At 65.6% G+C, this 14702-nt stretch carries 16 protein-coding genes and 1 riboswitch; of the genes, 12 read left to right on the top strand and 4 right to left on the bottom strand.

The window, feature by feature from the left end:
- Window positions 1-79 precede the first annotated feature (79 nt).
- Window positions 80-637 carry an alpha-ribazole phosphatase family protein gene (gene cobC, locus DNK49_RS02990; protein WP_110522805.1) on the bottom strand — a complete coding sequence of 186 codons (558 nt, stop codon included), beginning with the start codon at window positions 635-637 and terminating at the stop codon, window positions 80-82.
- Complete coding sequence (locus DNK49_RS02985; RefSeq protein ID WP_110522804.1) at window positions 622-1392, bottom strand: adenosylcobinamide-GDP ribazoletransferase; 771 nt, start codon at window positions 1390-1392, stop codon at window positions 622-624. The genes cobC and DNK49_RS02985 overlap by 16 nt, the downstream gene beginning before the upstream one ends.
- A 31-nt stretch (window positions 1393-1423) precedes the next feature.
- Here DNK49_RS02985 and DNK49_RS02980 point away from each other — a divergent pair, with 31 nt between their 5' ends.
- Window positions 1424-1708, top strand: a complete 285-nt coding sequence (locus DNK49_RS02980) for a type II toxin-antitoxin system CcdA family antitoxin (RefSeq protein WP_243632219.1) — start codon at window positions 1424-1426, stop codon at window positions 1706-1708.
- The gene (locus DNK49_RS02975) at window positions 1698-2027 is read left to right on the top strand and encodes a CcdB family protein (RefSeq protein WP_243632218.1); all 330 of its coding nucleotides are present in this window, start codon (window positions 1698-1700) and stop codon (window positions 2025-2027) included. Before DNK49_RS02980 ends, DNK49_RS02975 begins: the two co-directional genes overlap by 11 nt.
- A 4-nt stretch (window positions 2028-2031) precedes the next feature.
- Here DNK49_RS02975 and cobT read toward each other — a convergent pair whose 3' ends face one another.
- Together cobT and cobU are read right to left on the bottom strand one after the other, a co-directional pair.
- Window positions 2032-3093: a nicotinate-nucleotide--dimethylbenzimidazole phosphoribosyltransferase gene (cobT, locus tag DNK49_RS02970; RefSeq protein WP_110522802.1), complete on the bottom strand. Its 1062-nt coding sequence runs from the start codon at window positions 3091-3093 to the stop codon at window positions 2032-2034.
- A 95-nt stretch (window positions 3094-3188) separates the two neighbouring features.
- Window positions 3189-3749 (bottom strand): bifunctional adenosylcobinamide kinase/adenosylcobinamide-phosphate guanylyltransferase, encoded by a 561-nt coding sequence (cobU, locus tag DNK49_RS02965; RefSeq protein ID WP_110522801.1) that lies wholly within the window; start codon window positions 3747-3749, stop codon window positions 3189-3191.
- Between the two features lie 68 nt (window positions 3750-3817).
- Window positions 3818-4056: riboswitch (cobalamin riboswitch) on the top strand.
- Between the two features lie 115 nt (window positions 4057-4171).
- Between cobU and DNK49_RS02960 the strand changes: the two genes are divergently transcribed.
- From DNK49_RS02960 to DNK49_RS02915, 10 genes are all read left to right on the top strand, one after another.
- A complete protein-coding gene (locus DNK49_RS02960) occupies window positions 4172-6043 on the top strand; it encodes a TonB-dependent receptor domain-containing protein (RefSeq protein WP_243632217.1) in 1872 nt (623 codons plus the stop codon).
- 12 nt (window positions 6044-6055) lie between these two features.
- Window positions 6056-7036 (top strand): FecCD family ABC transporter permease, encoded by a 981-nt coding sequence (locus tag DNK49_RS02955; RefSeq protein ID WP_110522800.1) that lies wholly within the window; start codon window positions 6056-6058, stop codon window positions 7034-7036.
- Window positions 7033-7833, top strand: a complete 801-nt coding sequence (locus DNK49_RS02950; RefSeq protein WP_110522799.1) for an ABC transporter ATP-binding protein — start codon at window positions 7033-7035, stop codon at window positions 7831-7833. The genes DNK49_RS02955 and DNK49_RS02950 overlap by 4 nt, the downstream gene beginning before the upstream one ends.
- Window positions 7834-7836: 3 nt before the next feature.
- Window positions 7837-8640 (top strand): ABC transporter substrate-binding protein, encoded by an 804-nt coding sequence (locus DNK49_RS02945; RefSeq protein WP_133255077.1) that lies wholly within the window; start codon window positions 7837-7839, stop codon window positions 8638-8640.
- 134 nt (window positions 8641-8774) lie between these two features.
- Window positions 8775-9617, top strand: a complete 843-nt coding sequence (gene cobA, locus DNK49_RS02940) for a uroporphyrinogen-III C-methyltransferase (protein ID WP_110522797.1) — start codon at window positions 8775-8777, stop codon at window positions 9615-9617.
- A 98-nt stretch (window positions 9618-9715) separates the two neighbouring features.
- Window positions 9716-11020 (top strand): cobyrinic acid a,c-diamide synthase CobB, encoded by a 1305-nt coding sequence (locus DNK49_RS02935; protein ID WP_110522796.1) that lies wholly within the window; start codon window positions 9716-9718, stop codon window positions 11018-11020.
- A gap of 102 nt (window positions 11021-11122) precedes the next feature.
- Window positions 11123-11521 carry a DUF2946 domain-containing protein gene (locus DNK49_RS02930; RefSeq protein ID WP_243632216.1) on the top strand — a complete coding sequence of 133 codons (399 nt, stop codon included), beginning with the start codon at window positions 11123-11125 and terminating at the stop codon, window positions 11519-11521.
- Window positions 11522-11713: 192 nt separating this feature from the next.
- Window positions 11714-12190 carry a copper chaperone PCu(A)C gene (locus DNK49_RS02925; protein WP_110522794.1) on the top strand — a complete coding sequence of 159 codons (477 nt, stop codon included), beginning with the start codon at window positions 11714-11716 and terminating at the stop codon, window positions 12188-12190.
- A 41-nt stretch (window positions 12191-12231) separates the two neighbouring features.
- Window positions 12232-12621 carry a DUF2946 family protein gene (locus DNK49_RS02920; protein WP_110522793.1) on the top strand — a complete coding sequence of 130 codons (390 nt, stop codon included), beginning with the start codon at window positions 12232-12234 and terminating at the stop codon, window positions 12619-12621.
- Window positions 12622-12766: 145 nt separating this feature from the next.
- The gene (locus DNK49_RS02915) at window positions 12767-14701 is read left to right on the top strand and encodes a TonB-dependent receptor plug domain-containing protein (RefSeq protein ID WP_110522792.1); all 1935 of its coding nucleotides are present in this window, start codon (window positions 12767-12769) and stop codon (window positions 14699-14701) included.
- Window position 14702 lies beyond the last annotated feature (1 nt).

The raw sequence follows: 14702 nt of genomic DNA, 5'->3' as shown, positions 1-14702 counted from the left end.
GGGGCGAATTATCCCATGAAGCCCGGGCGTCTAGGAGGCATGCGTGTGTTTCAGCCCGTGTGGGGGTGCAAAATCCCGCTCAGGCGTGGCGATTGAACCACTTCAGCGTCGTACCCCAGGTCGCGACATCGATCCGGGTCGCCTGTCCGCAGGCAAAGTCCAGGCCCAGCCAGCGGTCGGGCGGCAGGCCGAGCAAGTGGCCGGCAATCACGCGCAGCGGCCCGCCGTGGGCGACCACGACCACCGTTTGCGATGAAGGGTTTGCGCGCAACCCCGCCAGCCAGTCGAGTACCCGGGTGCTCATCTCGCGTGCCGATTCGCCGCCAGGGGCGCGGAAACCCAGCGGATCGCTGGCCCAGTCATCGATCGCCTGGCCGATATCGTCGAAGCGCCGGCCTTCCCACTCGCCGAAGCTGATTTCCATCAGCCGGGGGTCGGTCCTTGCCTCGCCAAGCGCTTCGGCCAGCAGGCGGGCGCGCTGCAGCGGGCTGGTGTGAAGTTCGAACCGTTCGGGCAGGATGGGGCGCAGCCGCGCCGCGACCGCTGTGGCGGATTCGGCCAGGCCGAGGTCAAGCTGGCCGTAACAGACGCCGGAGGCGACATCCGGCTTGGGGTGTCGGATCAGATGAAGTTCCATGCGATCAGGATGCCGAGGTAGCAGGCGAGTTCGCTCGCCTGTTGGGTGGCGCCGAGCAGGTCGCCGGTGTAGCCGCCGAGGCGGCGGATGAAGAGGCGCGCCGACCACAGCGTGACCGCGGTGACGGCGAGCACGGCAGCAAGGGCTTCGAGCGGGTGCAGCAGCGCCAGCGGCAGCAGGCCGAAGATCGTGGCAATCAGCAATTCGGCCGGTGTCAGGCGACGTGCCAGAGGCTTGGATTTGCTGGTTTCGTCTTCCCGGACATAGGGCAGCAGATGGATCAGGCTGGTGGACGCCAGGCGCGACAGCGGATGCGCAACTGCCAGGGCAAGTACCACACTGAGGTCGTCCTCGATGCCGATCTCGATCAGCGCCACCGCCTTCGCCAGCAGCATCAGCACCAGGCCGACGGTGCCGTAACTGCCGATGCGTGAATCCTTCATGATCATCAGTACCTGCGCCTTGTCCCAGCCGCCGCCGAGTCCGTCGCAGGCATCCGCCCAGCCATCCTCATGGAAGGCGCCGGTGGCACGTATCGTCACTGCCATCGACAGGATGACGGCCAGGGTGGGCGGCAGGATCCAGGCAAAGGCCAGGTAGCTTGCCGCGCCGATTGCGCCAATGACCCAGCCGATCAGCGGAAAGTAACGCGCCGCATGATTGAGCCGCTCTGGCGACCACGGCACCCAGGCTGGCACCGGCAAGCGGGTGAAAAAGCCGAGCGCAGTGAAGAAGAGTTCGATCTGGTAGCGCACAGGAGCGTCGTCAAGTTTGATTGTCAGCCGGATGCGCCCCTACAATGCGCACAATGAATGCGTATGCGAGGACGTGATGTCGGTTCAGGTCAGTTCAGGCAAGAAAGCGACCAATCTTAGCTTGTCGGCCGATGTCCTGGTCGAAGCGCGGGCGTTGGGCATCAATCTCTCTCAAGTTTGCGACGATTATCTGCGTGGCTTGATCCGGGAGGAACGTGCGCGACGCTGGCGGGACGAGCACGCGGACTTCTTTGCCGAGTACAACAAGGTGGTCGAGCAGGAAGGCTTGCCTCTGGATGAGTGGCGTGCGTTCTGACATGGCGCGCTTCGACGTCTATCGCAACACGGGCACGCTTGCCGCCGAGGTGCCGTATCTGGTCGTCGTGCAGGCAGACCTGCTTGATGCACTCGACTCCCGGGTCGTCGTGCCACTGCGCCGCCGCGACCGGTTTTCCACGGTAAAGGTGCCGCACCGTCTGATGCCGGTCATCGAGCTTGAAGGCGTCGCCTGCTTGCTGGAGGTGCCCAAGCTTGCAGCGGTGCCGGCCCGCATGCTGCGCGACAAGGTGTGTTCGGTCGCGGATCACCAGGCCGATATTACGGCAGCGCTCGATTTCGTATTTCAGGGATTCTGAGCCCTTATCCCTGGTCGCTGACCCCGGCGGATTCGAAACTGGCCATCTCGTTCAGGAAACCGACTGCCGCCTGAACCAGCGGATACGCCAGCGCCGCGCCGGTGCCTTCGCCCAGACGCAGGTCGAGCTCCATCAGCGGCTCGACGCCAAGGTACTGCAGCTGCAGGGTGTGGCCGGGTTCTTTCGAGCGGTGGGCGAACACGCAGTAGGGCAGGATGGCAGGGTTCAGGGCGTGGGCGACGAGCAGCGCCGAGGTGACGATGAAACCGTCGATCATCAGCACCATGCGCTTTTCGGCCGCGCCCAGCATGGCGCCCGCCATCATTGCGATCTCGAAACCACCGTACTCCGCCAGCAGTGCCAGTGGTTCGTCCGGCTGGCCGCCACGGGCCAGGGCCTGTGCCAGCAGTGCGCGTTTGCGTGCCAGCCCGGCATCATCCAGGCCAGTCCCGCGGCCGGTGACGGTGGCGAGGTCGGCACCGCCCCGGCTGCCGATCAGGCAGTGAGTCAGCAGCGATGCGGCAGCGGTGTTGCCGATGCCCATCTCGCCAAAACCGACGCAGTTGCAACCGTTGGCGGCCAGCGCATGCGCCAGCTGGCGGCCGCGGGCCAGTGCCGCCTCGCATTGCGCGGGCGTCATGGCCGGGCGCTCGAGGTAGTTGTCGGTGCCGGGTGCAATCTTGGCGTCGATCAGGCCGGGGCGCTTGCCGAAGTCGTGATTGACGCCAGCGTCGATGACGGTCAGCCCGAGCCCCATCTGGCGGCTGAACACGTTGATGGCGGCGCCGCCTGCGAGGAAGTTCTCCACCATCTGCCAGGTCACGTCCTGCGGGTAGGCCGATACACCGGCTCGCGCTGCGCCGTGATCCCCCGCGAACACCATGATGTGAGGCTGGTTCAGCACGGGGGTCTCGCTCTGCTGGATCAGGCCGATCTGCAGCGCCAGCGCCTCGAGCCGGCCGAGCGCACCCAGCGGCTTGGTCTTGCGGTCGATGCGATGCTGCAGGCGTGGGGCGATCGCAGTGTCTGGCGCGTGGAGTTGGGCGGTGTCGAAGGTCTGGGACATACGGATTTCACTGAAAGATGAAGGGTGGTGCAGGGGCCGGAGGCTGTCTGTCTTGCGGCATTCCCGCTGCTGGCAGCCTTTCGGGTGGCGGCAGTTTAGCCCTGCTTCAGGATCAGCGGCAGTCCCGCCGCCACGAAGACGACGCGACTGCAGCGTGTGGCGACGATCTGGTTGAGGCGCCCCGCCTCGTCACGGAACAGGCGTCCGAGCGGGGTTTCGGGGACCAGCCCCAGGCCGACCTCATTGGCCACCAGGAGGATACGGCCGGGCAGCGTGGGAAGGGTGTCGAGCAGTTCGTCGCGTGCAGCACGCAGCGCGGGGGGCGTGTCGAGGTGAAAGGCGGCCGGTGCTACCTCTGTCTGTGGGTCGCCGTCGAGCAGCAGGTTTGTCAGCCAAAGGGTCAGGCAATCCACGATCAGGCAGCGGTCGGCTGCCGCATGGGTACGCAAGGCTGCAGCGAGCTGGCGGGGGGCCTCGATGGTGTGCCAGCCCGCGGGGCGATCGTGCTGGTGGCGGCGGATGCGCGCCTGCATTTCATCGTCAAGCGCTTCGGCGGTGGCGATGACGGTGACGGCGAGGCCGGACTCCAGCGCGGATTGTTCGGCGAAGCGGCTCTTGCCGGAGCGGGCGCCGCCGAGGATCAGTTCGCAGGTCATTGGAAGGTCTGGTTTTTTGCACTGCAAGAAGAAGCCGGACAAGGTATCATCCGCCCCCACTGCTCCGAAAGGGGTAGCGCGTTCGTGGTGCTCGCCGGCGGTTCCTGCCGGTGGGTTAAACGGGAAACAGGTGAGCGTCGCCCATGGCGCGCAAGGCCTGTGCTGCCCCCGCAACGGTAAGTGAGCGCAAGGCGCATCGAGAAGCCACTGGAAGGACGACCTTCCGGGAAGGCGATGTGCTGAGTCCGGTCGTGATCCGACCGGCACAGCTCACGAGCCCGGATACCGGCCCGGATGCAAATGAGCGGAAGTGCCGCGGGGTGGCGGTGACGAGTGTGCCTGTCTTTTCCCCAGAAGCCTTCCAGTTTGCGATCAGCCACGATCGTGCGGGGACGTGCGGCGTGGCCAGGGGAGTGTCTCCGATGTTGTCCATCCGATTGTCCGCGCCTGCCGTGGCGCTTGCGGCTGCCTTGCCGCTGCCCAGTGTTTCCGTTTACGCCCAGCATGATGCCGATCTGGCGCCGGTGGTGGTGACTGCCACCCGGCAGGCCCAGCGCGCCGATGACAGTCTGGCCAGTGTCGAGGTGCTGACCCGTGCCGATATCGAGCGTGCCGGCCAGTCTTCGCTGATTGACGTCCTGCGTGCGCTGCCTGGCGTGCAGGTCAGTGCCAATGGTGGGCCGGGTTCGAACGCGACAAGCTATATCCGCGGTGCCGAGTCGCGCCATACGCTGTTGCTGATCGACGGAGTCCGGGTTGGCTCGGCAAGTTCGGGTGCGCCGACGCTGGAGACGATTCCGCTTGCCATGATCGAGCGTATCGAGGTGTTGCGCGGCCCGGCCAGCGCCCTCTACGGTTCCGAGGCGATCGGCGGCGTCATCCAGATCTTTACCCGCAAGGGCGAGGAAGGCTTTCATCCCGAACTCTTTGTCGGCTACGGCACCCACAATACGTTCAAGGGCTCGGCAACCCTGGCAGGCGGCGTGGAGCGGCTACGCTACAGCCTGACTGCGGGAAAGGAACGCACCGACGGCTACAATTCGAAGCGCGATCCGCGCTACTGGGTCAGCAGCAGCACACGCACTTCTTACTGGGCAGACGATGATGGCCTGCGCAACGACATGCTGAGCGGTTCGCTGTCGCTGGGTTTTCGCAGCCGCGATGAGGTCGGGGTCAGCTTTGCGCAGTCGGATGCGCGCAACTGGTATGACGCCAGCGGTTTGATCGCGGGCGGCTACTTCGATTCCTACATCGACAAGAAATCCAGCATGACCAATGTGTACATGCGTAATGAAGTGCTCGAGGGCTGGACCAGCACCCTGCGCCTGGGGCAGAGCCAGGACAAGACGCTCAACAAGGCCAGCACGGCAAACCCGACCTACTTCAACACCTTGCAGGATCAGTTCGTGTGGCAGCACGACCTTGCCTTGCCAGTGGGAACGCTGCTGGCGGCCTACGAGTATGTCGAGAGCAAGCTCGACAGTACCACCGCCTACCGTCAGGATAGCCGGCGGGTCAATTCCGCAGTGCTGGGCTGGACTGCGGCAATCGATGCGCACCATCTGCAGATCAATGCCCGTCATGACGACAACTCGCAGTTCGGCGCCAAGACCACCGGCTTGTTCGCGTATGGCTACGACCTGAACGCGCAATGGCGGCTGCGCGGCAGCATTGCCACCGCGTTCAATGCGCCGACCTTCAACCAGCTGTACTGGCCGGCATCGTCGTCCTTTACCGGTAACCCGGACCTCAAGCCGGAGGAAGCGCTGAACCGCGAGATTGGCGTGCGCTGGAGCAGCGGTGCGCAGATGGTCGAGGCGGTGTACTTCGACAATAAGGTCAAGAACCTGGTGAGCACTGGCAGCCCGAATGGGCTGCAGGTCAATATCGGGGAAGCCCGCTTGAAAGGGGTTGAACTGGCTTACTTTCTGAACGTGGGCAACTTCAACCTTGCGGCGGGTGCCGATTTCCTGAGCGCCAAGGATGAGAACAGCGGTCGCCGCCTGCAGCGCCGTGCCCAGCGTGCCGGTTTCCTTCGCTTGTCGCATACGCTGGACAGCTTCGACTGGGGCGTGGAGTGGAGCGGTGCAGGCCGTCGCTACGACAATGCTGCAAATACCGTCGAACTGCATGGCTATGGTTTGCTCAGTGCATTTGCGCATTACCGTGTCGCGCGTGACTGGCGGATCGAAGCCCGTGCCGACAACATCCTCGACCAGGACTACGAGCTGGCACGTGGCTACCGCACGCCCGGCACCAACGTCTTCGTCGGCGTACGCTACACGCCGCGCTGACCGCAGGCCGACGTGAAAGCGCCCGGACAGGCCCTGTTCGTCATCGTCGTGCTGCTGCTTGCGGCGGTGGCGGCTTTTGGCTGGGCCTTGTCGGCGGGCAGTCTGCCGATTGACGGCAAGCAGGTCTGGGGGGCGCTGTTTTCTGGCGATACCGGCATGGCCGCGAATGTCGTGCGTGAGCTGCGCCTGCCGCGTGCAGTGGCCACCTTTGTCTGTGGCGGCCTGCTGGCAATCGCGGGCGCCCTGATGCAGGTGCTGTTGCGAAACCCCCTGGCCGACCCTTATATCCTGGGAATTTCCGGGGGCGCGGCGGTGGGCGCGTTATCGGCGATCTCGCTCGGTGTGGCCGCCGTGTGGGTGGATGCTGCCGCGTTTGCCGGGGCGCTGACGGCCATGATGCTGGTGTTTGGCCTGGCACATGGAGACGGCAGCTGGACGCAGACCCGTCTGCTGCTGACCGGGGTGATCGTGGCGGCTGGCTGCGGTGCCGCAGTGACCCTGATGCTGGCGCTGGCACCCGACACCCGGGTCCAGTCGATGCTGTTCTGGCTGATGGGCGATGCCAGCGGTGCGGCGCGGCCCTGGCCCGCGCTGGGCGTGCTGATTGTCGGCCTGGTGCTGATCCTGCCGTGGGCGCGCGATCTCAATGTGCTGGCGCGCGGCGAGATGAGCGCACGGGCGCTGGGTGTCAGTGTGCAGCGCCTGCGCCGCGTGCTGTATGTGGTGGCCTCGCTGCTGACGGCGGTCGCGGTGACCTTGGTCGGATCGGTGGGCTTTGTCGGCCTGATCGTGCCACATCTGGTCCGGCTGGCACTGGGTAACGATCAACGTATCCTGTTGCCGGCGGCCATGCTGGCCGGCGGCGTGTTGCTGACCGTGGCCGATACGCTGGCCCGTACGGTAATGGCGCCACAACAGTTGCCGGTTGGCGTGCTGACCGCGCTGATCGGCGTGCCGGTGTTCCTGTACCTGCTGTCGCGGAATCCACGATGAACGCAAGTCGCTCACTGCCGCTGGACGAGGCGCCATTGCTCGAGGCCGAGCGCCTGGCGCTGCAGGTGGGCGAGCGCTGGTTGTGCTGCGAGTTCAGCCTGTCGCTGGCTGCCGGTGAGTGTCTGGTATTGCTTGGGCCCAATGGGGCAGGCAAGACCACATTGCTGCATACCCTCGCGGGCCTGCGCGAGCCCAGCGTTGGCGCAGTGCGCCTGGGGGGCTTGCCTTACGCGGCGTGGTCGGCGCAGGATGCGGCCCGCTACCGTGGTGTGCTGCTGCAGCAGCAGCCGGATCACTTCGCCGCCAGCGTGCTCGAGACGGTGCTGATCGGTCGCCATCCCCATCTGGGTCGCTGGGGCTGGGAAGGCCCCGAGGACGAACGGATCTGTCGTGCAGCCTTGCAGGATGTGGGGCTGGCCGGGTTCGAGCACCGTGGCGTCCTGACCCTGTCCGGTGGCGAGCGGCAACGCGTTGCGGTGGCGACCCTGCTGGCGCAGGCCCCGCGTCTCTTCCTGCTCGATGAACCGCTCAATCATCTCGACCTGCGCTACCAGATTGCCGTCCTTGACCTGTTCCGGCGTCAGGCGGCGCAGCGGGGTAGCGGCGTGGTCATGGTGCTGCACGACATCAACCTGGCGGCGCGCTACGCCGATCACATCATCCTGCTCGACGGCCGCGGCGGCGTGGTGGCCGGCGGGCGTGACACCGTGCTGCGGGCCGACTGCCTGAGCCACGCCTTCGGTCATGCGCTACGGCGCTACGATCTGGATGGCCGTATCACCTTCATTCCGGAGTGAGTCATGAACCCATGGATTTGCCGCGTCTGCGCGGCAGTGCTGTTTGTCCTTAGTGTGCCGGCGATGGCGGCGGAGTGCCCGCGCATTGTCAGCCAGTCCCCCTATCTGACTCGGGTACTGGACTGGTTGGGTCGGGGAGACTGTGTCGTGGGCGTATCGCGTTACGAGCGCGGGCGTGAAGCGCTGCCCCGAACGGGCGGGGTTCGAGACCCGGACACGCTGGCAATCGATGCACTCGAGCCCGATCTGGTGCTGATATCGCGTGGTAGCGATGCCCGTCTGCTGGCTGCGGATCTGGCGCCCAGCACCCGGATCGTCCAGGTCGACGGTTTCGAGTCGATGGCGGCGACCGAATCGATGCTGCGTACGGTGGCCCAGGCCAGCGGCGCGGCAGAGGGCAGCGCCCGGGTGGATGCGTTTGCCCGTGACTGGCGCACTGCCGCGCGCAAGGTGGAGGGTGAGAGCTTGCGCGCACTGGTGCTGTCGGCCTGTTCCGGCGAGCCCTACTCGTTCGGGCGCGGTCATGTGGTCGGCGATCTGTTCTCGCATGCGGGGTTCGAGGTCGTGGAGACGCTGCCGCGCATCCGTCATCTGCGTGCGGGCGAGGAACTGCCTGATATCCTGTCGGCGGTGGCGCGCTTCCAGCCTGATGTGGTGATCTCGCTCAACCGGACGACGGCGGAACATTGCAATGCGCAACTTGGCATGCTGCCCGTGCGCCTGGTGATGCTGACCGGCGAGCATTTCTTCCAGCCCGGGCCGGACATGCTGCAGGGGCTGGCGGAACTGGCCGAGCGCATCAAGTAAGTCCGGATGTAGCCGCCTCTGTCTAAAGCGGCATCAGGGCGCGCGTTGCGCCTGGCACCCGGTGTGCAAGCTACACCGTGGCGATCGGACGTTTGTCGCCGGCATCCGCGGGATGGCCGGCATGGAGTGGTGAAATGAGTCTGCCCAGCATCAAGGTGGCCCGTCCGGGGCCGCAGGCCGGTCATGTCTATCTCGTAGGCGCAGGGCCGGGTGATCCCGAACTATTGACGCTGCGCGGCGCGCGCCTGGTACAGGGTGCGGATGTCGTGGTGTATGACAATCTGGTCAGTCCCGCCATTGTTGGCCTGGCGCCTGAAAGTGCAGAGCGCATCTATGTGGGCAAGAAGGCGGCCGACCACACGCTGCCACAGGACGAGATCAACCGCCTGCTGGTGCGGCTCGCGGGTGAGGGCAAGCGGGTGGTGAGGCTGAAGGGCGGTGATCCTTTCATCTTTGGCCGTGGGGGCGAAGAAATGGAGGTGCTGGTCGAGGCCGGCGTTACCGTCGAGGTGGTCCCCGGGGTGACGGCCGCCGCCGGCATTGCCGCTTATGCCGGCATACCCCTGACCCATCGTGACCACGCCCAATCGGTGGTGTTTACCACCGGCTTCCTGAAGGATGGGGCGCTCGATCTCGACTGGCCGATGCTGGCGCGCCCGGGCCAGACCCTGGTGATCTACATGGGCATTTCCCGGCTGGCGGAGATCTGTGATCAGCTGGTTGCCCACGGTCTGTCCGCGACCACGCCAGCGGGCGTGGTCGAGCGTGGAACCACGGCAGCGCAGCGCGTGGTGACCGCCGATCTGGCAACGCTGGCCGAGCGGGTGAAGGGGGCTGGCATCCGCCCGCCAGCGCTGACCGTGGTTGGCGGTGTGGTCGGTTTGTACCCGCGGCTGGCATGGTTTGCGGCCGAGGCCGACGAGGCGGCACATCCGCCTCATGCCGGCTGTACCGTGGTTCATGGCCCTGCACGCTGACGCATGCTGAATTGACGTTTCCGGGTGTGTGGCTAAGCCACGCTGCTGTCGTCCGGCACCGGGGCTTAGCCACACACCTCATTGAATCTGGATTGACCATGACGACCGTTCGACACTGTCCCGCCCTGTTCATCGCTGCACCGGCTTCCGGCCAGGGCAAGACCACCATCACTGCTGCGCTTGCGCGCATGCATGCCCGCCTGGGACGCCGCGTACGGGTGTTCAAGTCCGGGCCGGATTTTCTTGACCCGCAGATCCATGCGGTGGCCAGTGGTGCCCCGGTCTATAACGCCGACCTCGGCATGTGTGGCGAGGCTGACATTGCCCACCGGTTGTACCTTGCCGCAGGCGAGGCCGATGTGATCCTGGTTGAAGGGGTGATGGGGCTTTACGACGGCAAGCCGTCCGGTGCCGACATTGCCTGCCGTTTCGGCTTGCCGGTGATGGCAGTGATTGACGCCCGGGCAATGGCACAGACCTTTGGCGCAATCGCACATGGGCTGGCGACTTTCCGGCCGGGGCTGCCCTTTGCCGGGGTGCTGGCCAACCACGTTGGGAGTGCGCGTCATGCCGACATGTTGCGCGAGGCACTGCCACCCGGCATGCGTTTCTTTGGCGCGGTGATGCGCGACGCCGAGGCTGCGCTGCCCGAGCGCCATCTGGGCTTGATGCAGGCGGCCGAGATCGAGGATCTGGACGCGCGGCTCAACCGGCTGGCTGACAGCCTGGCGCAGACCGGTGCGGCTGAACTGCCGGCGGCCGTGGCCTTTGTCGATCAGCGTCCTGCCGTGGTCGAGCCTGCGCTGGCAGGGCGGACGGTGGCCGTGGCGCGCGACGCGGCCTACGGCTTCATCTACCCGGCCAATCTCGACACGCTGAGCGAGCTGGGGGCCAGGCTGTGCTTCTTTTCGCCGCTCGCGGGTGATGCCCTGCCGGCCTGCGACGCGGTGTGGCTGCCGGGCGGCTATCCCGAACTTCACGGTGAAGTGTTGGGCGCCAGCCAGGCATTCTGGGCGAGCCTGCGGGCCCATGTGGATGCAGGCAAACCGGTGCTAGCCGAATGCGGTGGCATGATGAGCCTGTTCGAGTGCGTGGTGGACAAGGCCGGGGTCGAACACCGCTTTGGTGGTTTGCTCCCGGGGCGTTCGGTGATGCAGAAACGTCTGGCCGCGCTCGGCATGCAGGAAGTCGAGCTGCCGGAAGGGCGGCTGACCGGTCATACCTTCCACTACTCAAAAAGCGAGACGCCGCTGCCGGCGCTGGTGCGCGCACGTACGCCAGACGGGCGTGAGGGCGAGGCGGTGTATCGGAGCGGGCGTCTGACCGCGTCGTATGTGCACTTCTACTTTCCCTCCAACCCGCTGGCGGTCGCACGCTTGTTGGGCGCCGAAGTCGCCGCCTGAGCCGCTTCAGGTGACGCCCCGTTTTTGTGCGTGTAAGCGGATGTGTTAGCATTCGCACGTGCTGTTTGCGCAGCACCCTTACCGGACCCGACGCTCACGCCCGTGCAGACCTTTCGCTCCGCCCTTCGCCAACGCCTGATGGCCTCGATCGCGCTGTTCGCGATGCTGCTCAGTGCGCTGGCGCCGGCAATCAGCCAGGCGATGGTGCCCGTGTTCGAGGCCAATGGCCTGGCCCTGGTGGAAATCTGCACCTCCCAGGGCATGCAGTGGGTAGCGGTCGATGCCGCCGAGCGCGAACAAGGGCAGGGTGATATGGCCGACATGGCCAGTTGTCCCTACTGCTGTCCCCATGCCGGGGCGTTTGCGCTGCCGCCGCTAGATTCAGCCGGCCTTGGCGTTGTGCATCCCGATCTGTTGTTGCCCCCGCTTTTCTATCTTGCGCCGCGCCCGCTCTTCGCCTGGGCGGCGTCCCACCCGCGCGCACCGCCCCTGGCGGCCTGATCCGCACCCGCTGACGCGGGGGGCTTTCCCTGCGTCCGCCGCCATTGCCCTGTCGGGCAAGCTCAATCTGATTCCTTTTTGTCCTGTTGGCTGACGTGACCCGGCTGTGCTGAGTCCGTCAATACCATGGCATTCGTCCGTCCTTCCGGGGCGGGCGGGTTTCCGTTTCATCACTGCTGCAAGGAGCCTCAAATGAAAGCCCTGTTCGCTTCGGCGCTGGTCGCCGCCCTCGTGTCCACCGCTGCCCAGGCCGATGTGTCGGTCAGTGATCCCTGGGTGCGTGCCACCGTTGCCCAGCAAAAGGCCACCGGTGCCTTCATGCGCATCACCTCGCCGGCGGATGCCCGTCTGGTGTCCGCCAGTTCGCCGGTTGCCGGTGTGGTCGAGATCCACGAGATGGTGATGGACGGCGAGATCATGAAGATGCGCGCCATCCCCGGGCTGGCGCTGCCGGCCGGGCAGGCGGTCGAGCTCAAGCCCGGTGGCTATCACGTGATGCTGATCGACCTGAAGCAGCAGGTGAAGGTCGGTGATGTCGTGCCGGTATCGATCGTGGTCGAAGGCGCCGACGGCAAGCGCGAGACGCTGGAGCTGAAGGCAGATGCGCGCCCGTTGAACAGTGCCGCGCCAATGGGGCAGGGACACGGCGAAATGAAGCACAAACATTGATTCCAGTCTGATCTGACGGCGGGCACGTCCCGCCAGTCGGCATGACCATGTTTTCGACCGCCACCCGCCTGCTGTTTGCCAGGATTGCCGCCTTGGCCATCCTGCTGGGCGCCCTTGCGCCGACGATCGCCCGTGTTGCCGACGCGCTGGGTGAGGGTGGTGTGCGCTGGTCGGAAGTCTGTACCTCGGCGGGCGTTGTCCGTATCGCCGAGCCGCTGGACGGCGGTGCGCCCAGTGACCCGCTTGCCGTACCGCATTGTCCGCTGTGCATCCTGCTCGCAGCCAGCATTGCCTTGCCGCCGCCCGAGTTCGGTTGCGGGTTCTGCGGCACGGCCTTGTGCGACACACCGCCTTGCGCCGCTTCGACCGTACCTGAATCCCAACCGTATCGCCTCGCTCCGCATCCCCGCGGCCCTCCCGTCCTCGCCTGATCTTCTTCTCATCTGATGACGAACGGATGCCACGCCGCAAGGCGGGCGTCTGCCTGTCGTCGTGCGTTGCACGTTTGCCTGCCCGCATTGGGCAGGTGCCCGGCCGGGCGTTGTCTGACCCCGGCTCCAGGTCTGGAAGGAAGACATGAAGAAGCGAAGCATGAAGTTGAAGGCGCTGGTCGCACTTACGGTGCCCGTGTTCGGTATGAGCCCCGTGCTGGCGGAGGACACGGTGCTGGGTGATGTGGTGGTCTACACCGCGAGCGGGCGGGCGCAGTCCATTGCCGATGTGCAGGCTGCGGTACAGGTGGTGGGTGAGCGCGACCTGCAGGCCTACACCGGGACCAGCGTGACCGAGGCGCTCAAGCTGGCGGTTGGGGTGGATGCCCGCCCCAATGGTGCAAACTCGACGGTCACCATGCGTGGCCTGAGCAGTTCGGCAACCCTGCTACTGGTGGACGGGCAGCGGCGGACGAGCAAGTACGGCAGCCGCAACCTGAACCTGTTTGCGGTGGAAGATGTGGAGCGCATCGAGATCGTGCGTGGTCCGATGTCCGCGCTGTACGGTGCGGACGCAAGCGGTGGCGTGGTGAATGTGATCACCCGCAAGCCGGCATTGGGGAGCGGTCCGGGTGGGCGTGTCGCGAGTACCTGGGGGCGTTCCGCCCACGGTCAGCGCGAGACAGCCATCACTGGTGCGAGCGTCGAGTATGGCGGGGACGTCAGCGCCCACCGGGTCAGCGTCGAGCATCGTGACCGCGGTTTGTTCCGTTACGACCGCGACAGTCCCACTGCGGACCTGAACCGCATCGACGAGCGCTACTACGCGTATGACGGTTATGCCAGGGTCGGATCCGACCACCGCATCAACTGGCGTATCGAGCACCTGGACCAGAATGATACCGGCCCCGGCTTGCTGGCTGCGGCACCGCCGTCGAGACCGGTGGCAGTGCCGTTTGACGCCTATGAGCGAGAGCGCCGGGATTTTGTCCAACTGGGCTATCAGGGGCTTGTGGCCGGCGGTGTGCTCGATGTCGATCTGTCGCGGGGGCATTCGGATGCAAAGACAACCCGCGCCTATCCGACCATCGAGACAACCGATTTCGTGCAGCACCAGGCAACGGCGCGCTACACCCGTAGCTGGGGAGCGCATACCCTGGTGCTGGGGGCGGGCAGCAGCCGCGACGAGCTGGATGTCAGCCTGAACAGCCGGAATGCAACACGCGTCAACGATCACTTGCTGTTGCAGGACGAATGGGTCATCGCTGGCGACTGGCGTGCCTTGCTGGGCGTTCGCCACGACCGCTTCGATGACTTTGGCAGCACCACCAATCCACGCCTGTCCGTCTCGTGGCAGCCGGGGCCCTGGTCGGTCAGACTGGGCTATGGAGAGGCCTTCCGTGCGCCTTCCGTGCTTGAGCAGTACTCCCGATTTGTGCGTGGCGGACGTTCGCTGATCGTCGGTAATCCCGATCTGAAACCCGAGCAAAACCGCAGCTGGGAGATCGCCTTTGGCTACGCAGGCGCGCGCCTGCGCGCCGAACTCGTCGCATACGACAGCCGTGTGAGTGATCTCATCACCACGGTGCGCAAACCGCGGGAAAGTGGTGATCCGGCTGCGATCACGGTACGCAGTGTCTACACCAATGTGTCCGACGCCCGGGTGCGTGGCGCCGAACTCTCCCTGGCCTGGCAACTGGATGCTCGCTGGTTCCTGCAAGGGGGCTGGGAGTACATCGATGCCCGGGATGCCAGCAGCGACGAGCGCCTGCGCGACCGCAGCCGGCAGATTGCGCGCCTCGGCGTGCGTTATGACGCAGGCCGGCTGTCTGCCGACGTGCAGGCCCGCTACCACTTTGACTACTACAACTCGGACCCGAACGACCGCAGCACGGATGCGCCGGCGTTCAACAGCAATTTTGGCGCTACCGACCTCAAGTTGAGTTACCGGGTGACTGAGGCATTGACTGCAGCCATCGGCGTGGACAACGTCTTCAACACCCGTGCGCCGTCAAACTACGGCTCGGCCACCGAACCCGCCGCGAGGTTTGCCTATGTATCCGGCCGTTATGTGTTCTGAC

The organism is Parazoarcus communis SWub3 = DSM 12120, assembly GCF_003226565.1.
In the GTDB taxonomy this organism is placed as follows: Bacteria; Pseudomonadota; Gammaproteobacteria; order Burkholderiales; family Rhodocyclaceae; genus Parazoarcus; species Parazoarcus communis.
Note: the sequence above shows the minus strand (reverse complement) of the source record. Positions and strands in the feature narration are given on the sequence as shown.

What these genes read in the sequence shown, in the direction of transcription:
- cobC (WP_110522805.1), bottom strand. Translation starts at nt 637, where the DNA reads ATGGAACTTCATCTGATCCGACACCCCAAGCCGGATGTCGCCTCCGGC.
- DNK49_RS02980 (WP_243632219.1), top strand. Translation starts at nt 1,424, where the DNA reads ATGCGCCCCTACAATGCGCACAATGAATGCGTATGCGAGGACGTGATG.
- cobT (WP_110522802.1), bottom strand. Translation starts at nt 3,093, where the DNA reads ATGTCCCAGACCTTCGACACCGCCCAACTCCACGCGCCAGACACTGCG.
- cobU (WP_110522801.1), bottom strand. Translation starts at nt 3,749, where the DNA reads ATGACCTGCGAACTGATCCTCGGCGGCGCCCGCTCCGGCAAGAGCCGC.
- DNK49_RS02960 (WP_243632217.1), top strand. Translation starts at nt 4,172, where the DNA reads ATGTTGTCCATCCGATTGTCCGCGCCTGCCGTGGCGCTTGCGGCTGCC.
- DNK49_RS02950 (WP_110522799.1), top strand. Translation starts at nt 7,033, where the DNA reads ATGAACGCAAGTCGCTCACTGCCGCTGGACGAGGCGCCATTGCTCGAG.
- DNK49_RS02945 (WP_133255077.1), top strand. Translation starts at nt 7,837, where the DNA reads ATGAACCCATGGATTTGCCGCGTCTGCGCGGCAGTGCTGTTTGTCCTT.
- cobA (WP_110522797.1), top strand. Translation starts at nt 8,775, where the DNA reads ATGAGTCTGCCCAGCATCAAGGTGGCCCGTCCGGGGCCGCAGGCCGGT.
- DNK49_RS02935 (WP_110522796.1), top strand. Translation starts at nt 9,716, where the DNA reads ATGACGACCGTTCGACACTGTCCCGCCCTGTTCATCGCTGCACCGGCT.
- DNK49_RS02925 (WP_110522794.1), top strand. Translation starts at nt 11,714, where the DNA reads ATGAAAGCCCTGTTCGCTTCGGCGCTGGTCGCCGCCCTCGTGTCCACC.
- DNK49_RS02920 (WP_110522793.1), top strand. Translation starts at nt 12,232, where the DNA reads ATGACCATGTTTTCGACCGCCACCCGCCTGCTGTTTGCCAGGATTGCC.
- DNK49_RS02915 (WP_110522792.1), top strand. Translation starts at nt 12,767, where the DNA reads ATGAAGAAGCGAAGCATGAAGTTGAAGGCGCTGGTCGCACTTACGGTG.